The following is a 15,071-nucleotide window of genomic DNA, read 5'->3' on the forward strand; positions in this document are numbered from 1 at the left end:
CATGACGACCGGCGGCCCGCGCCGAAATCATCGCTACTCGGCGTGCGGGTGCCGCGCGGTCGCTCAGCTCCTACTCTGAGTGCGTGTCCGACCACACGTCGAGCGGGAGCAGCGGATGAACCCGGACGATCTTCCTGCGCCGGTCGAGGGCCTGGTGCTCACACACTTCTTCACTGTCTCCGATGTGCTGCGCTCCCGGGCGTTCTACGCCGACGTGCTGGGCGGAACGGTGGTGCTGGAGGAGAATCCCTGCATCATCAAGGTCGCCAACGGCTGGATCATCCTGAATCCCGGCGGCGGCCCCACCGACGACAAGCCCGACGTCGTACTGCGCCCGCCGGACGACCCTCGCACCGCCTCCGGCTTTCTGAACGTGCGGGTGGCCGACATCCACCGCTTCTACGACGCTGCGGTCGCGAAGGGAGCGGAGTTCCTCACCCCGCCCATCGACCGTCGCGCCGAGTTGCGCTGCTACCTGCGCGATCCCGACGGCTACCTCATCGAGGTGGGCCAGGCGACGGGCCTGCTCAAGGGCGAGCTGGCGCGTACCGACATCTGACAGGGGCGGTGGCCGGCTGGGCCCGCCGCCGAAAGTCATCGCTTGCCGTGCGCGAGCCCGTCGAGGAAGTCCGAGAGCGCGGTGTGCAGAGTGCCGGGTCGCTCCAGGTGCGGGTCGTGACCGGTTTCGGGAATGCTGACGGCCTGGGTGACGGGTCCTTGGCGGAGCATGCCGTCCACTTCGTGGGGCGGGATGATGCTGGACCGGGCCAGCGCCGCCAAGGTCGGGCACACGATCCGCGCCCACTCGTCCCAGAAGGAGCGCCGGGCGTTCTCCGCCAGCGAGTCGACCATCACGCCCCGATCGAGACGCGGCCACCAGCCGCCGTCGCGTTCCTCCAGACCGGCTGCCCAGCCTTCGCCGACCGGGCCGCCGCCGAGGAACCGGACAGCCGCCTCCCGGGAGGTGAACGGCACCGGCCACGAGTCCAGCCATCCGCCGATCTCGACGCGAGCGCTCGGATCGCCGGAACCCGGGCCGGCCTCGACGAGCACGAGCGCGCGGACCCGCTCGGGATGTGCGGCAGCGGTGAGCATGGCCGTGTGCCCGCCCAGGGACTGACCGACCAGTACGGGCTGTCGCAACCCGAGTCGATCGGCAACGACGATGACATCGGCGACGTACGCGGCACGCCAGACGTCCCGCGGGTGACGTTCGCCGGCGCCGTGCCCTCGCTGGTCGACCGCGACGACCCGATACCGGGAGCTCGGATTCCGGGCTGTCGCATCCCACTCACCGGAGTGGCCGGCCAGACCGTGCAGCAGCACGACGGGTGGTCCCAGCCCGCCCCGGTCCCTGCAGACAAGTCGCACACCGTCTCGCGTCACGATGCGCTCGGACCAGGCCATGCGGATCTCCCGGCGGTCGTCGATCGCCTCAGTGGGTGGCGCGGCCATGCAGGACCAGCGCCCAGGCCAGGCAGCCGAACGCACCCGTGGAGGCCACGGCGCGGACGATGTTCCAGGCGACCCAGCTGGACTCGAAGCGCTCCCGCACGGCGGCGAGGTCGCCGATACGGTCCGGTTGGCCGGCGGCGGCCAACCGGTCGTTGAGCGGGACGTTGACCGCGGCGGTGACGACGAACATCGCCAGGTACAGCACCAGCGCGGCGATGACGAATGCGAAGACCCCGCGATCGCCGCCGGACCACTGCGCGACGGCGGCGAGTGCCGGCGCCAGGAGCGCCCCCAGGAAGCACGTCATGAACCATCCGTTGAGGATCGCCTTGTTGATCTGCTGCATCGCGGTGACGAAGGTGCGATCGTCACCGCGGCGCAGGCCGGGCATGACGGCGTAGGCGAAGGCCGCGAACAGGCCGGCCATCAGCCCTGTGGCCAGGGTGGCCGCCAGCAGGGAGAGGGTGGCGAGTGCTCTCACGTCATTTCCTCGTGTAGGTGACGATGCTGACGCCGGAGTCGAAGTCGCGGCGAGCGGTCGGCACGAAGCCGGTGGGTGCGAACGGGCCGTCGAACAGCGGGACGCCGGAGCCGATGACGACCGGGTTGCGCTTGATGATCAGTTCGTCGATCTCGTCGCGGAGCGCGGCGGCCAGCTTGCCGCCGCCGGCGAGCCAGATGCCCATGCCGTCCTGCTTCTTCAGCTCGCGCACCAGCGCGGCCGGGTCGTCGGCGACGAGCTCCACGTCCGGGGAGGGAGAGGCCAGGGCACGGGAGACGACGTACTGCTCCAGGTGGGCGTAGGGGCTGGTGATGCCTGCCTTCAGGGCGGGCTCGTAGGTGCCGCGACCCATGATCACGGTGTCGAAGTGCCGGTGAGGGGTGGTGGTCAGGCCGAGCGGCCCGCGGACGTGCGCCGGCATGGTCTCGGGATACTCGGCGAGGATCGCCTCCCGGACCTCGCCTTCGAAGGGAAAGAAGTCGTAACCGCCGTCCGGGCCGGCGATGTAGCCGTCGAGGGTGGCGGCGACATAGTAGGTGAGTCTGCGCATCCGGTCTCTTTTCCTCTGCGACGACGTGGCGGGACCGGGGGCTTCTCGGCTCCTCGTATGCCACTCCATCTGATGTACTGTGGTTGAAGTGGTTTGAACGTAGTGCTGCATCCGCAGTGGTGTCAATGAGTTTCCCCGGAGCTGTCGATGCGTCAGAATCCTTCCCGCCGCACCGCGTTGCTCGATGCCGCCATCGAGGTTCTCGCCCGAGAGGGCTCCAGGGGCCTGACGCTGCGCGCCGTCGACAGGGAGGCGGCCGTGCCCACCGGGACGGCGTCCAACTACTTCGCCAACCGCGCCGACATGCTGGCGCAGGTCATGGGACGCACTCGCGAGCGCCTGACCCCCGATCCTGCCGAGCTGGCCGACACGATGAACGCCGAGCCGTCGCACGAGCTGGTCAGGACCCTGATGACGCAGCTCGTCGACCGCATGCGCCGCGAACGCAGCAGCCACCTGGCCATGCTCGAACTGCGTCTGGAGGCCACCCGGCGGTCCGAACTCCACAGTGAGCTCACGGGTTTCTTCACCGCCGAGCTCGACGCCAACATCGACTTCCACCTGGGCGGCGGCCTGCCCGGCGACCGCACCGGGGTGGTCGTGCTCTACCTGGCCATGCTGGGGCTGATCGTCGAGGACCTGACCGTCCCGGAGCTCCTCGCGCCGCACCGGCTCGACGCACTGATCGACGTCATGGTGAAGCGCCTGCTCCCGGCAGAAGCCGGCTGACCATTCCGGACGGGGGCGGCTGGAAGCCGTATGCGCGCCATACCTGCCGTCCACGTGCAGCGGCGCACGCGCCGCAGGCGGTGTGGGCCGCACCGGCTGGTCGGTCATGTTCTTGCCCGGCGCGGGCGCCTGCGGCACTCCCGGAGGCCCGCCCGCTCCGGGAACGGCCGCGTCCTGACTGCGTTGGCCCGCCGGCGCGCTGACGGCCACGACCACTGCGCACGCCCACCGCATGGACGCGCCGATCCGCCGGTTCCTGCTCGCGCTCCCCCCTTCCAACACCCGATGAGACCAATCAGGCGATCACACCAGGGGGGTGCGTCCGGAAAGCGTCAGCGGACCACTTGTGTGGTGTGCTGGGTCGGAACACAAGCTCGCGATGACCACCAGGCACCACCCCCGACAGGAACTCCGGTGATCCGCCATGGCCTCACAGTTGCGCCACCCCGTCTTCGCCCGCTTCTACGCCAAGGTCGCCGCCCCCGGCCTGGAGAGGGCCGGTGTCACGCGGTACCGGAAGCGCCTGGTGGCCGGTCTGGCCGGCCGGGTCATCGAGGTCGGCGCGGGCAACGGACTGAACTTCCGGCACTACCCACCCGAGGTGAAACGCGTCCTGGCCATCGAGCCGGAGCCCCGCCTGCGTGCCCTGGCCACGGAAGCGGCCCGCGCGGTGCCCGCGGAGGTGGAGGTCATGGACGGCCGGGCCGAGCAACTGCCGGTGCCCGACGCCTCGTTCGACGCGGCCGTCGTGTGCCTCACCCTGTGCTCGGTGGCAGACCAGAGAGCGGCACTGGCCGAGATCCACCGCGTCCTGCGGCCCGGAGGCCACCTGCGGTTCTTCGAGCACGTCCAGGCGGACACACCGGGCATGCGCCGCGTCCAGCGCGCCGTGGACGCGACCGTCTGGCCACTGCTGTGCGGCGGCTGCCACACCGGCCGCGACACCCAGAGCGCCATCACCGCGGCCGGGTTCACTCTCACGGAGGTGGAGAAGTTCGTCTTTCCCGAAACCCGCTTCCCCTTGCCGGCCGCCACCCACATCCTCGGCACGGCCGAACGCCCCCGCGAGGAAGAGCACTGAACGCGTGCTGCCGCTCATCCGGTGTCGGGCAGGCGCGGGCCGGGTGCGTGTGGTCACCGGAACCGCGCACCGGCAGCCGTTCCTGCGGGTGGTCGACAGCGGACCTGAGACACCGGACCGGATCGGCACCCTCTTCCAGCCCTTCCAGCGCCTGGAGTCCGGGACCGGGAGTCCGGACGGGCACGGCCTCGGGCTCTCCATCGTCTCCGCTGCCACCGCCGTGCACGACGCCGAGCTGACCGTCGACCCGGGCCCCCAGGGAGGACCGTCCATCACGGTGGCGCTGCCCTGCGCCGGGAGCTGAGGTGCCCGAACCCGGAAAGCAGCTTGAAATGGCTGATCGGCGGCCAGGGATCCGGCCCTAGGATCTGCCCGGGGGTGGTCCGTGTGGCGGTGGAGTTCCGTGTGCTGGGTGCGATCGAGGCCCGCGTCGACGGCGACCGGCTGGACTTGGGGCCCGCGCGGCAGCAGCGCGTGCTGGCGGCGCTGCTGTGCGATGCCAACCGGTCGGTGACGGCGGATCAGCTCATCGACCGGGTCTGGGCGGAGCGGGCACCGCAGCGTGCCCGGTTGACGCTGTACAGCTACCTGTCCAGACTGCGCCAGGCGTTACGCGCCGCGGCCGCGGAAGCGCGGATCGTACGGCGGTCCGGTGGATACGAGTTGACCGTCGACCCCTCGGCCGTCGACCTGCACCGCTTCCGCTTGCTTGCCACCAGGGCCCGAACCGCCGAGGGCGCGGGCGGCGAGGACGAGGCGGCACGCCTGTTCGAGGAGGCCCTCGCGCTCTGGCACGGCGACGCCTGTCCAGGAATGGACACCCCCTGGTTCGACGCCCAGCGCGAGACCGTGCACCTGGAATGGCTCGCGACCGTGCTGGACTGGGGAGACCTCCAACTGCGCCGCGGTCTGCACGCCGAAGTATCGACGACCCTGACCGCCCACGCCGAGAGCCACCCGCTGGACGAACGGCTCGCCGCCCAGCTGATGCTCGCCCTCTACCGTGGCGGACGTCCCGCCGACGCCCTGAACCACTATCAGCGGACACGCCGCCGTCTGGCCGAGGAATTGGGCATCGATCCGGGGCCCAGGCTGCGGGTGCTGCACCAGCAGATCCTCGTCTCGGATCCGCTGCTGATCGCACCGACCCGTGGACATGCGAAGCCGAAGCCCGCGGACACCGCCGCCGCGGCCCCCCGGCAACTGCCCGCGCCGCCGCCCATGTTCACGGGCCGCGCCACGGAACTCCGCCGCCTGGACAAGCTGTTGGTGCCACAGGGCGATCCGGGCGACGAAACCCTTCTGATCGGGGTGATCTGCGGTACCGGCGGCGTCGGCAAGACCTGGCTGGCGCTGCGCTGGGCACATGATCAGCAAGAGCTGTTTCCCGACGGGCAGTTGTACGCCGACCTCCAAGGCTTCGCACCCTCCGGCGCACCCGTGGACCCCTACGTCGTCATGCGAGGGTTCCTGGAAGCCCTGGGCGCCGACGCCGCGAGCCTCCCCAGCACCGCGCAGGGTCAGTCCGCGCTGTACCGAAGCCTCACGGCGGGCCGACGCATGCTCATCGTGCTGGACAACGCCCGCGACACCGACCAGATCCTGCCCCTGCTGCCCGGCAGCCCCACCTGCACGGTGCTGATCACCAGCCGTCACCAGCTCCCCGGACTCGCCGCCTCTCACGGCGCGGGCCGGCTCGCCCTGGAAACGCTCGACGACAGCGAGTCGCACGACCTGCTGGTACGCCGCCTCGGGGCCGAGCGGGTCGCCGCGGAACCCGCAGCGGCGGCGGAGCTCCTCGGCTACTGCGCCGGACTTCCGTTGGCCATCAGCGTCCTCTCCGCCCGCGTCACCACGAACCCGGCGCTCACTCTCACCGCCCTGACGGCCGAACTGCGCGGTGCCGCGACCCGGCTCGACGCCCTGGACACCGGCGAGGCGACCGGTGACGTACGGACCGTCTTCGCTTCGTCCTGTCTCGCCCTCGACCCCGATGCGGCCCGGGTGTTCCGGCAGCTCGCCCAGTCGCCCGGCACAGACATCGGCCTGTCCGCCGCCGTCAGCCTCACCGCCCTGCCGCTCACCCGGCTCCGTACGCGGCTGCGTCGCCTCCAGGCCCTCCACCTCGTCCAGGAACGCGTCCCGGGCCGCTTCACCTGCCACGACCTGCTGCGCGCGTACGCCCTCGAACTGGCGGAGACCGCGGCACCCGCGGGTGAAGCGGAAGCGGCACTCACCCGCGTACTCGACCACTACGCGCACACGGCGTACGAGGCCGACCGGCTGCTGGTGCCCCACCGCGACCCGCTCCGGCCGGTTCCGGCGGCAGAGGGAACACAGCCCGAGGAACTCACCACGCACGACCAGGCCCTGGCGTGGTTCACGAGCGAACACACCGTGCTGACGGCGACCGTGGACCATGCCGCACGTACCGGCCACGACCGGCAGGCATGGCGGCTGGCGTGGGCGATGAGCACCTTCCTGGCCCGCAGGGGGCGCTGGGCCGACGTCACCGCGGTGCACACCACGGCACTCGCCGCCGCGATCCGCCTCGGGGATCCGTCCGCCCGGGCCGAGTCCCATCGCACGCTGGCCTGGGCCTGCACCGAGACCGGCCGCTTCACCGAAGCCCATCGCGAACTGGCCTGCGCGCTGGACCTCTCGGAGTCGAGTGGCGACCTCCTCTCGGCGGCCCACACTCACCTAGCCCTGGGCTGGCTGCACGAGCGCGACGGCGACAGGAGCGCCGCTCTGCGGCACGACCAGCACGCCGCGGACCTGTTCACCTCTCTCGGCAACCTTCCGGGACACGCCCGTGCCCTGAACGCGGTGGCCTGGGACCACGCCCATCTGGGGAACCTCGCCGAGGCGGTACGCCATGGCCGGGAAGCGTTGGCCATTCAGCACGAGCTCGGCGACGAACGGGGCCGGGCGGGCACCTGGGACACTCTCGGATACGCGTACCACCAACTCCGCGAACACGCGAGGGCCATCGACTGCTACGAGCACAGCCTGGAGCTCAACCGCGCACTGGGCCACCGTTACAACGAGGCCGAGACCCTGGTCCACCTGAGTCAGGCCCACCGGGCGACAGGAGCCCTCGAGCAGGCCCGGAATGCTCTGCGCCAGGCTCTCGGCATCCACCTCGACATCCAGGCCCTCGCCGAGGACGTGGACCGGGTCAGCGCCCTCCTGCGTGAACTCGACGTCCCACCTGGCGCGGACGGTCCGGACGCCGCGGAGTCGGCACAGACCTGACCACGCCTGTGGGTACGGTTCGAGGCCCGCGCAGGCGTTCTCCAAAGCTGGTTCAAGGTTTCGCCAAGGTCTCCCGGGAAGAGTGGATCCCGCTTCCAGCGAGACCAGCGGACAGCATCGGAGGAGACCCATGCGTATGCGTCATGCCCTGACCGTCACGGCCATCGGCAGCACCCTGGTACTGGCCGGCACGGCCGCACCGGGCTCGGCGGTCGCCGCGACCAAGTACCCCGGCCAGGTCAAGTGCCCCAAGGGCGACTACCAGCTCTGCATCGACGGGGGCCCCGGAGGCTTCACCATCAGCGGCAAGAAGTTCTCCGGGCACAACAACGCGATCCTGCTCAGGAACGTCAAGAACGTCACGGTCTCCGGCAATCAGTTCACGAACCTCAGCGGATCCACCGGCTACGCCGGGGTTCACGTCCAGAACGCCTCAGGCATCGTGATCAAGAAGAACACCTTCTCCAACCTGCGCAACGGCGCCACCATGCACGGCGTCTACCTGGTCAGGACCTCGGGCAGCAGCGTCACCGGCAACAAGTTCTCCTCGATCACCGGCGACCCCGTGCGGATCAGGGACGGCAGCAAGAACAACACGGTCAGCGGGAACACTTTCACCGGCTCCGGCTGGTACGCCCTGTTCAGCGAGTGGGGCCGGCTGGAGAAGGGGGAGCGCTGCGGAAGCGGCAACGTCTTCAAGGGCAACAAGTACAAGACCGGCGGCTACGGCGGCAAGAAGATCTCGCTGATCAAGTGGGGTGGCAAGGGCGGGGGCAATACCGGCCTGAAGCTCACCTGGGGCAATTGCAGGGGCGCGAGCATCGTGAACAAGGGCGGCAATACCAAGCTCTGACCAGGACGCCGCCGTACGAGGAGCAAGGGGCCGTCACGGGCCGAGAGGCCCGTCACGGTACACCTCACCGGGCCGGGGCCCCGCCGGAGCGAGGAGCCGGGTGACGGTGACGAAGGTGTAACCGCGGGCCTCGAGGCTGGCGAGGATGCCGGCAATCGCGGCGACCGTGCCGTTGTAGCCGCGGTTGGTGGGGTCCACCCGGTCGTGCAGCAGGATGATCCCGCCAGGGCCGGTCCGGGCCAGGATCCGGCGGGTGATGAGCGCCGAGTCGGTGGTCTCGTAGTCGGACGCGGTGGCGCTCCACAGGACCTGCGCCATGCCGAGCTGCCGGCAGATCGCCGTGACGGTCGCGTTCGTACGGCCCTGCGGCGGGCGCAACAGGAGAGGCCGGCGGCCGATGACCTTCGCCACGGCCTCGCGGCCCCGGGTGATCTCCTTGCGCGCGTCGGCCGGGCTGATCCCGGTGAGGATCCGGTGGGACCAGGTGAGGGTCTCCACCTCGTGGCCTTCCGCGGCCATCCGCCTGACTGTTCCCGGGTCTCTGAGGACGTGGTTCTTGCCCAGCGTGAAGAAGGTGGCGTGCACGCGGTACCGGCGCAGGATGTCCAGGATCCGCGGGGTGCGGACGCTCGGCGAGTCGTCGAAGGTGAGCGCCACGCATCTCGTTCTGCGGCAGTCGACGGACCCGCCGGGGCTCCGGGCGGCTCCGGCCACCGTGCCGCTCGCCGACGGCACCTGCTGCGTGGCTCCATCTCGCGGCGCGACGTCGCCGCCACCGCAGCCGGACAGGGCCGACGCCAGCGCTGCCGCGGTCACCAGTGCGGTCGGCGCGCGCGTCCGGTGCGCTGCCCTGGCCGCATTCCGCACGCGGCGGCACCTGTCCGGCGGCGAGGGACTCCGGGCCCGCTCGGGCCGGACATCCCGAAGGGGTGGACCAGCCATGGAGGGAACGTAGCCCGGACGTGCACCGCGGGCACCCGGAGCCGGAAGCACCGTGCTCCCGTCAGCGTTCCGCCCGTTGGTGACCGGCGTGACCGGCCCGGTAGACGAACGCGGGCGGCAGATTGGGCCACACCACCGCGGTGCGCTCCACCGTGGCGAAATGGCTGCGCAGTTCCGAGGCGAAGCGGCGGGCGGGCGGGGTCCAGGCGGCGTGGCAGTAGGCGAAGGTGGTGAAACGGCCGTGCGGCTTCAGGACCTGGGCGACGGCTTCGAGGGTGCGGTGCCGTTGCCGTTCGGGCATGACGGTCCACGGCAGTCCGGAGACCACCGCGTGCACCGGCTCCCCGGTCACGGTGGCGACATCGGATGCCGCGCCCCGGACGACGGTGAGCCGGTCGTCCCGGTGGGCGGCTTCGAGGCGGGCGGCGAACTCGGGATTGATCTCTATGGCGACCAGGCGGGTGCCCGGCGCCATCAGACGCAGGATCGACCGGGTGATGGCGCCCGTGCCGGGGCCGAGTTCGACGACGAGGGAGGCGGTCTCCAGCCCGATCCCACGGGTCATGGCGCGGGCCAGCCGCGGTGAGCTGGCGGCGATCGCGCCTGTCGTCAGCGGGTGTTTGAAGAATTGCGTGGTGATCGACACGCCGCTCATGCTCGGCACGGACGTCGTAGCCGGACGTCGTGTCCGAGGGCCGGGTGTGTAGTCCTCGGGGAGGATCCCACTGCCCTCCACGGGACGACGTGCCGGGCCCCCGGGCGGCATAGCTTGAGGCGGTGCTTCGTCTCATGGAGAGCCTGTCGCGATGGCGGCGGCGTCACCCCTGGCTGCCGGACGCGGCGTTGGTGGTCCTGGTGGGCGTACCTCCGGTGATCCGCGAACAGGCCGGCTGGCGGCCGGTGTGGGTGCAGGCGGTGGTCCACGCCGCACTGGTCCTGCCGCTGCTGTGGCGGCGCCGGCACCCCCACGTCGTCGCCGCGTTGGTCACGGCCGCTTTCTGGGCGCAGTACCTGGGGCAGGTGTGGGGGCAGGAAGTGGGCCGGGGTGCCCTCGCCATGGCGGCGCTGCTCTACACGCTCGTGGTCCGCGCTCTGCGCCGCCCCGCCGCCGCGGCGGCCGTGTGCTCGGCCGGGTGCCTGCTGTTGTGGGTGCCGGACTGGCTGCGTTCCTACGAACAGGGGGCTTCGGCGGGGCACGGCGCCTGGTGGACGCCCGCCTCCGTGATGTTCTGGCTGGCCGGGTCGTGGGTGTGGGGCGAGTACGTCCGGGCCCGGCGCGCCCATCTCGCCGAGTTCGCGCGCCGCACCGAACTGGCGGAGTCCCAGCGTGCCGTGCTGGCCCGCGCCGCCGTAGCCGAGGAGCGCGCACGGATCGCTCGTGAGATCCACGACATCCTCGCCCACGGCGTGAGCGTCATGGTCGTCAACGCCGAGGGCGGCAGGCTGGCGGGCCGCAACGACCCCGCGGCCGCGCACCGGGCGCTCGAGACGATCGGCGCCACCGGCCGCGACGCGCTTGTCGAACTGCGTCGCCTGCTGGACATGCTGCGTCCTCGGGAGGAGGAGGACGGGCACCGGCGCACCGAGCCGGACGGGCCGCAGCCGGGCCTGGACGAGCTGCGCTCCCTCGTCGCCCGCTTCCCCGGGGCGGCCAGCCTCGAGCTGCGCGGGGACCGGCGCGGCCTGCCGGCGGGCGCCGCGCTGCAGACCTACCGGATCGTGCAGGAGGCGCTGACGAACGTCGTCAAACACGCCGCACCGAACGCAGGGGTCCGGGTCCTGGTCGAGGTCGGCGCTCCGGGCCCGGAGCGCCGCATTCGCATCCGTGTCGACAACTCGCCGGGCGTGCGAACCGCGCCCGAGGCCGCCTTGCCCTCGGCCGGGCGGGGCGTGGAGGGCATGAGGCAGCGCTCGGCACTCTACGGCGGCACCGTCTGTGCCGGTCCCACCCCTGAGGGCGGCTACCGGGTGGACGCGACGCTGCGGCCGGGGCCGCCCGCACCTGCCGGGGCGGTGCGGTGAGCGGGGGCGCGGCGCCGTACCGCGTGCTGCTCTGCGACGACCAGGAGCTGGTCCGGATGGGGCTGCGCATGGTGATCGGCAGTCAGCCCGATCTCACCGTCGTCGGGGAGGCCGCGGACGGGCGCACCGCCATCGCGCTCAGCGCGGAACTGGAACCCGACCTCGTCCTGATGGACGTACGCATGCCGGACCTGGACGGCCTGGCCGCCACCCGTCACATCTGCGCCCGGCCGTCCGCTCCGAAGGTCCTCGTCGTGACCACCTTCGACCTCGACGAGTACGCCTACGGAGCGCTGCGCGCGGGCGCCGGCGGGTTCCTGGTCAAGGACGCGCTCGGGGAGGAGATCCTGGTCACGGTCCGGGCCGTGCTGAGGGGCGAGGTGATGATGGCGCCGTCCGTCATCCGCCGCCTCGTGGAACGTTTCGTCCTGCCCGAAGCCCACTCCGCCGAGCGTGACCGGCTGTCGCGGCTGACCGAGCGCGAGCGGGAGGTGCTGGCCCTGGTCGCCCGAGGGCTGAGCAACGCGGACATCGCCGCACGCCTCTTCCTCGGAGAGACCACCGTCAAGACCCACCTCGGACGTCTGCTGTCCAAGCTGGGCCTGCGGGACCGTGTTCACGCGGTCATCTTCGCCTACGAGAGCGGCCTCGTCCGGGTGGGCGCCTGATCCCCGGTTGCCAGGTCCGGGCCCCGGCCCGCCGGACGGGGCGCACACTGGAGGCAGAAGGACGTGCGTCGTGAGCCGAACCGCGGAGGTCGCCATGAGCACCCTCGAAGAACACATCGACGTCGGAGTCCCCATCGACAGCGCCTGGGACAGCCTCCACCGGGTGGAGAACTACCCCCGCTTCATTGACGGCGTGCGCGACGCCCATGCGGAGGCCGGTGGTCGCGCCCAGTTGGACATCGAGGCCGGCGGACGGGCCCGGCAGATGGAGGTCGAGGCCTCCGACCGCACCGGGGACCGCGTGCTGGAATGGCACACCACGCAAGCCCCGGAACTGAGGTGCTCCCTCACACTGCACCCCATCGACCAGGGAAACACCCGGATCCAGGCACGGCTGGAGTACGACCCCGACACCGTACGGGCGGCATTCGGCGGACCCAGGGGCTTCGCCCAGGCGAACGCGATCGAACGGCTCGTCCGCAGCGATCTGGAACATTTCCGGGACTACGCCGAACAGAGCCGGTGAGCGGCAGGAGGACCCGAAGAAGAAGCCGAGTCGGCGGGGCACGCGGTTGCGCATGCCTTGCGCGGCTGGAACTGGCGAGCGTATGGGTGGTCCTTCACCCGGTCGTGGATCGTGCGCGGCCACACCGCGGGGATCCGCGCCGGCGTGTGGAGGAAGACGCCCCAGTCGGGCCGGAGCGGTCTCCACGGAAACCGCGGTAGGGATCGTCGCGTCGGACACCGTCGGGCAGCGCGTCATCGCGGCTGCGCGTGCCGCAGCCGACGGCCTTGTCTCCGGTACGGCTCGCGCCGGGCGGAGCGCGCCGTGCTCGTCAGGACAGCAGGCGTTGTTCCTTGGCGACGGCCACGGCGCCGGCGCGGGTGTCGACGCCGAGCTTGTCGTAGATACGGCCCAGGTGCGTCTTGACGGTGGCCTCGCTCAGGAACAGGGCCTTGGCGATGTCCCGGTTGGTCAGCCCGCGGGACAGCTGGCCGAGGATGTCGCGCTCGCGGTCGGTGAGTTTGGGGCGCGGGCTGCGCATACGGGTCATGACCCGGTGGGCGACGGGAGCGGACAGGGCGGTGCGGCCGGCGGCGGCGCTGTGGATGGCGGTGAACAGCTCGTCGGGGCGCTCGGCCTTGAGCAGGTATCCGGTGGCGCCCGCCTCGATGGCACGGGTGATGTCGGCGTCGGTGTCGTACGTAGTCAGGACCAGCACATGGACCGACCTGCCGGAGTCGGCGGTGATGCGGCGCGTGGCCTCGACACCGTCCATCCCGTCGCCGAGTTGCAGGTCCATGAGGACCACGTCGGGCATGAGCTTCGCGGCGAGCGCGACGGCCTCCGCGCCGCTGTCCGCCTCGCCCACCACGTCGATCCCCGGGGCGCTGCCGAGCAGGGCGCGCAGGCCGGCGCGGACCACGGCGTGGTCGTCGCACAGGACGAGCCGTACGGGCGCCCGTCCGGTGCCTTCGGTGCCTTGGACGGGTTCGGTCCGGGTCATGGTGTGGGGACCTCCGCGGTAGGGGGACGGTGCGGGACGGCCACGGAGACGACGGTGCCGTCACCGGGCGCGGACTCGATGGTGAGGGTGCCACCCAGCTGGCCGACCCTGGCCCGGATCGCGGGCAGGCCGTGCCCGCGGACCCCGACGGCGCGCTCCGGCAGTGCGGCGGTGTCGAAGCCGCGGCCGTTGTCGGCGATGTCCAGCCGGACCTGGTCCTCCAGATGGGTGAGGGTGAGGGCGGCCCGGGTGGCGCCGGAGTGCTCCCGGACGTTGGCGAGGGCGCCCTGGGCGATGCGCAGCAGCGCGGACTGCACCCGGTCCGGCAGCCCGTACGGTCCCGGCGCGCCGTCGACGAGACAGGTCACGGTGAGTTCGGCCGTGGTCTCGCGGGAGGCCAGGGCCCGCAGGGCCGATTCCAGGCCGCCGCCCTCGGCGAGGTCGGCGGGCGCCAGGTCGTGCACGAATCGGCGAGCCTCGGTCAGGCTGCTCTCGGCGATCGACCCGGCGGTGCGCAGATGGGCGCGGGCCCGCACCGGTTCGGTTTCCCACAACCGGTCGGCGGCCTGCAGGAGCATCCGCTGGCTGGACAGGCTCTGGGCGAGGGTGTCGTGGATCTCCATGGCCAGCCGCTGGCGTTCGGCGAGAGTGCCCTCGCGGCGTTCGGTGGCGGCGAGTTCGCGGCGGGTGCGCACCAGGTCGCGGATCAGGGCGGCCTGCCGGGTCGACTGCCGGTCCATGTAGGTGAAGACCGCGGTGGCCAGGGCGGCGACGGCCGGCGGACCGATCACCAGGTCCACGTCGAGACGGTCGGCCAGCCGCAGCTGCGCGACGACCACGAAGGCGGTGAAGAACGTCACCAGCGTGTACGCGGCAGGCGTCGGCAGGGTGCGCAGCGCGGTGTAGAACAGCGGCACCGCGCACCAGGCGAAGCTGGGCGCCAGGGCGACGAGTACGGCCCACACACCCACGAGCGCGCCCAGGCACAGCAGCCCGGCGAGAGGAGGCCGTCCGCGGCCCGCGGAGGCCGAGCCCAGCGAAGAGGGGGAGATCGTCTCGGGGACGGCCGCCGTGCCCGAGACGGTCGCGGCGGGCGCGGCGACGGCCGTGCGGTGGCCGACGACGTACAGCAGGGCGAGGGCGCCGGCCAGGGCCAGGACGGCGGGCACCTGGGGCTGGGCGTTGTGCCGCTGGACGTACCGGAACAGGGCGGAGCCGAGCAGCAGGAAGAACGCCAGATGGATGACGAGCGCCAGCCTGCGGGCCTCGCTGTCGGGGGTGCTCGGGACGGCCGGGGAGGGCCGGTTCCTGGACGGCATGGGCTGTTCCTCCCCGGCCGGGACGTACGGACATGGCTGTGGCTCGGCGGCGGGCAGGCCTCGGCGCGGCCTTGGCGGAAAGGTCCCGAGCTAGGAGCGTGTCTCAGTAACCGGCAACCCGCCTGCGGTTCGTGATCATTCATGCAGGATGATGTTGGTATGGGTGGTGGCGATGGGTTGTTCG

General features: G+C 71.6%; 16 protein-coding genes. 9 read left to right on the forward strand and 7 right to left on the reverse strand.

Annotated elements, in window-relative coordinates; translation table 11 throughout:
- Positions 1-115 precede the first annotated feature (115 nt).
- Positions 116-559, forward strand: a complete 444-nt coding sequence (locus ACFY4A_RS27370) for a VOC family protein (RefSeq protein WP_390832005.1) — start codon at positions 116-118, stop codon at positions 557-559.
- A 35-nt stretch (positions 560-594) separates the two neighbouring features.
- Here the strand turns inward: ACFY4A_RS27370 and ACFY4A_RS27375 are convergent, their stop codons facing one another.
- Genes ACFY4A_RS27375 through ACFY4A_RS27385 form a run of 3 tightly spaced genes read right to left on the reverse strand, consistent with a single transcriptional unit; the run spans position 595 to position 2,507 of the window.
- A complete protein-coding gene (locus ACFY4A_RS27375) occupies positions 595-1,407 on the reverse strand; it encodes an alpha/beta fold hydrolase (RefSeq protein ID WP_390832019.1) in 813 nt (270 codons plus the stop codon).
- A 28-nt stretch (positions 1,408-1,435) separates the two neighbouring features.
- Positions 1,436-1,882, reverse strand: a complete 447-nt coding sequence (locus ACFY4A_RS27380; RefSeq protein ID WP_390832020.1) for a DUF1772 domain-containing protein — start codon at positions 1,880-1,882, stop codon at positions 1,436-1,438.
- 55 nt (positions 1,883-1,937) lie between these two features.
- On the reverse strand, positions 1,938-2,507 hold the full coding sequence (locus ACFY4A_RS27385) for a dihydrofolate reductase family protein (protein ID WP_390832006.1): 570 nt from the start codon (positions 2,505-2,507) through the stop codon (positions 1,938-1,940).
- Positions 2,508-2,654: 147 nt separating this feature from the next.
- On the opposite strand from ACFY4A_RS27385, the gene ACFY4A_RS27390 reads away from it, so the two are divergent.
- From ACFY4A_RS27390 to ACFY4A_RS27410, 5 genes are all read left to right on the forward strand, one after another.
- A complete protein-coding gene (locus tag ACFY4A_RS27390; RefSeq protein ID WP_390832007.1) occupies positions 2,655-3,236 on the forward strand; it encodes a TetR/AcrR family transcriptional regulator in 582 nt (193 codons plus the stop codon).
- 424 nt (positions 3,237-3,660) lie between these two features.
- Positions 3,661-4,317 carry a class I SAM-dependent methyltransferase gene (locus ACFY4A_RS27395; RefSeq protein ID WP_390832008.1) on the forward strand — a complete coding sequence of 219 codons (657 nt, stop codon included), beginning with the start codon at positions 3,661-3,663 and terminating at the stop codon, positions 4,315-4,317.
- A gap of 4 nt (positions 4,318-4,321) precedes the next feature.
- The gene (locus tag ACFY4A_RS27400) at positions 4,322-4,621 is read left to right on the forward strand and encodes a sensor histidine kinase (protein ID WP_390832009.1); all 300 of its coding nucleotides are present in this window, start codon (positions 4,322-4,324) and stop codon (positions 4,619-4,621) included.
- Between the two features lie 83 nt (positions 4,622-4,704).
- Entirely contained in the window at positions 4,705-7,575 is a 2,871-nt protein-coding gene (locus ACFY4A_RS27405; protein WP_390832010.1) for a BTAD domain-containing putative transcriptional regulator, read from the forward strand.
- Positions 7,576-7,705: 130 nt separating this feature from the next.
- A complete protein-coding gene (locus tag ACFY4A_RS27410) occupies positions 7,706-8,428 on the forward strand; it encodes a right-handed parallel beta-helix repeat-containing protein (protein WP_390832011.1) in 723 nt (240 codons plus the stop codon).
- Between the two features lie 33 nt (positions 8,429-8,461).
- Here ACFY4A_RS27410 and ACFY4A_RS27415 read toward each other — a convergent pair whose 3' ends face one another.
- Together ACFY4A_RS27415 and ACFY4A_RS27420 are read right to left on the reverse strand one after the other, a co-directional pair.
- Entirely contained in the window at positions 8,462-9,295 is an 834-nt protein-coding gene (locus ACFY4A_RS27415; RefSeq protein WP_390832012.1) for a polysaccharide deacetylase family protein, read from the reverse strand.
- Positions 9,296-9,431: 136 nt separating this feature from the next.
- Positions 9,432-10,025: a class I SAM-dependent methyltransferase gene (locus ACFY4A_RS27420; RefSeq protein WP_390832013.1), complete on the reverse strand. Its 594-nt coding sequence runs from the start codon at positions 10,023-10,025 to the stop codon at positions 9,432-9,434.
- A gap of 122 nt (positions 10,026-10,147) precedes the next feature.
- Here ACFY4A_RS27420 and ACFY4A_RS27425 point away from each other — a divergent pair, with 122 nt between their 5' ends.
- The 3 genes from ACFY4A_RS27425 (at position 10,148) to ACFY4A_RS27435 (ending at position 12,586) form a co-directional block, all read left to right on the forward strand.
- The gene (locus ACFY4A_RS27425) at positions 10,148-11,392 is read left to right on the forward strand and encodes a sensor histidine kinase (RefSeq protein WP_390832014.1); all 1,245 of its coding nucleotides are present in this window, start codon (positions 10,148-10,150) and stop codon (positions 11,390-11,392) included.
- Positions 11,389-12,060: a response regulator gene (locus ACFY4A_RS27430; RefSeq protein ID WP_390832015.1), complete on the forward strand. Its 672-nt coding sequence runs from the start codon at positions 11,389-11,391 to the stop codon at positions 12,058-12,060. The genes ACFY4A_RS27425 and ACFY4A_RS27430 overlap by 4 nt, the downstream gene beginning before the upstream one ends.
- Before the next feature lie 70 nt (positions 12,061-12,130).
- The gene (locus ACFY4A_RS27435) at positions 12,131-12,586 is read left to right on the forward strand and encodes an SRPBCC family protein (protein ID WP_390832016.1); all 456 of its coding nucleotides are present in this window, start codon (positions 12,131-12,133) and stop codon (positions 12,584-12,586) included.
- Positions 12,587-12,896: 310 nt separating this feature from the next.
- Here ACFY4A_RS27435 and ACFY4A_RS27440 read toward each other — a convergent pair whose 3' ends face one another.
- Together ACFY4A_RS27440 and ACFY4A_RS27445 are read right to left on the reverse strand one after the other, a co-directional pair.
- Positions 12,897-13,568 carry a response regulator gene (locus ACFY4A_RS27440; protein ID WP_390832017.1) on the reverse strand — a complete coding sequence of 224 codons (672 nt, stop codon included), beginning with the start codon at positions 13,566-13,568 and terminating at the stop codon, positions 12,897-12,899.
- Complete coding sequence (locus tag ACFY4A_RS27445) at positions 13,565-14,887, reverse strand: sensor histidine kinase (RefSeq protein ID WP_390832018.1); 1,323 nt, start codon at positions 14,885-14,887, stop codon at positions 13,565-13,567. The genes ACFY4A_RS27440 and ACFY4A_RS27445 overlap by 4 nt, the downstream gene beginning before the upstream one ends.
- Positions 14,888-15,071 lie beyond the last annotated feature (184 nt).

The organism is Streptomyces sp. NPDC001292, from assembly GCF_042896465.1.
Classification (GTDB): domain Bacteria; phylum Actinomycetota; class Actinomycetes; order Streptomycetales; family Streptomycetaceae; genus Streptomyces.

What these genes read in the sequence shown, in the direction of transcription:
- ACFY4A_RS27370 (WP_390832005.1), top strand. Translation starts at nt 116, where the DNA reads ATGAACCCGGACGATCTTCCTGCGCCGGTCGAGGGCCTGGTGCTCACA.
- ACFY4A_RS27375 (WP_390832019.1), bottom strand. Translation starts at nt 1,407, where the DNA reads ATGGCCTGGTCCGAGCGCATCGTGACGCGAGACGGTGTGCGACTTGTC.
- ACFY4A_RS27380 (WP_390832020.1), bottom strand. Translation starts at nt 1,882, where the DNA reads ATGGCCGGCCTGTTCGCGGCCTTCGCCTACGCCGTCATGCCCGGCCTG.
- ACFY4A_RS27385 (WP_390832006.1), bottom strand. Translation starts at nt 2,507, where the DNA reads ATGCGCAGACTCACCTACTATGTCGCCGCCACCCTCGACGGCTACATC.
- ACFY4A_RS27390 (WP_390832007.1), top strand. Translation starts at nt 2,655, where the DNA reads ATGCGTCAGAATCCTTCCCGCCGCACCGCGTTGCTCGATGCCGCCATC.
- ACFY4A_RS27395 (WP_390832008.1), top strand. Translation starts at nt 3,661, where the DNA reads ATGGCCTCACAGTTGCGCCACCCCGTCTTCGCCCGCTTCTACGCCAAG.
- ACFY4A_RS27410 (WP_390832011.1), top strand. Translation starts at nt 7,706, where the DNA reads ATGCGTATGCGTCATGCCCTGACCGTCACGGCCATCGGCAGCACCCTG.
- ACFY4A_RS27420 (WP_390832013.1), bottom strand. Translation starts at nt 10,025, where the DNA reads ATGAGCGGCGTGTCGATCACCACGCAATTCTTCAAACACCCGCTGACG.
- ACFY4A_RS27440 (WP_390832017.1), bottom strand. Translation starts at nt 13,568, where the DNA reads ATGACCCGGACCGAACCCGTCCAAGGCACCGAAGGCACCGGACGGGCG.
- ACFY4A_RS27445 (WP_390832018.1), bottom strand. Translation starts at nt 14,887, where the DNA reads ATGCCGTCCAGGAACCGGCCCTCCCCGGCCGTCCCGAGCACCCCCGAC.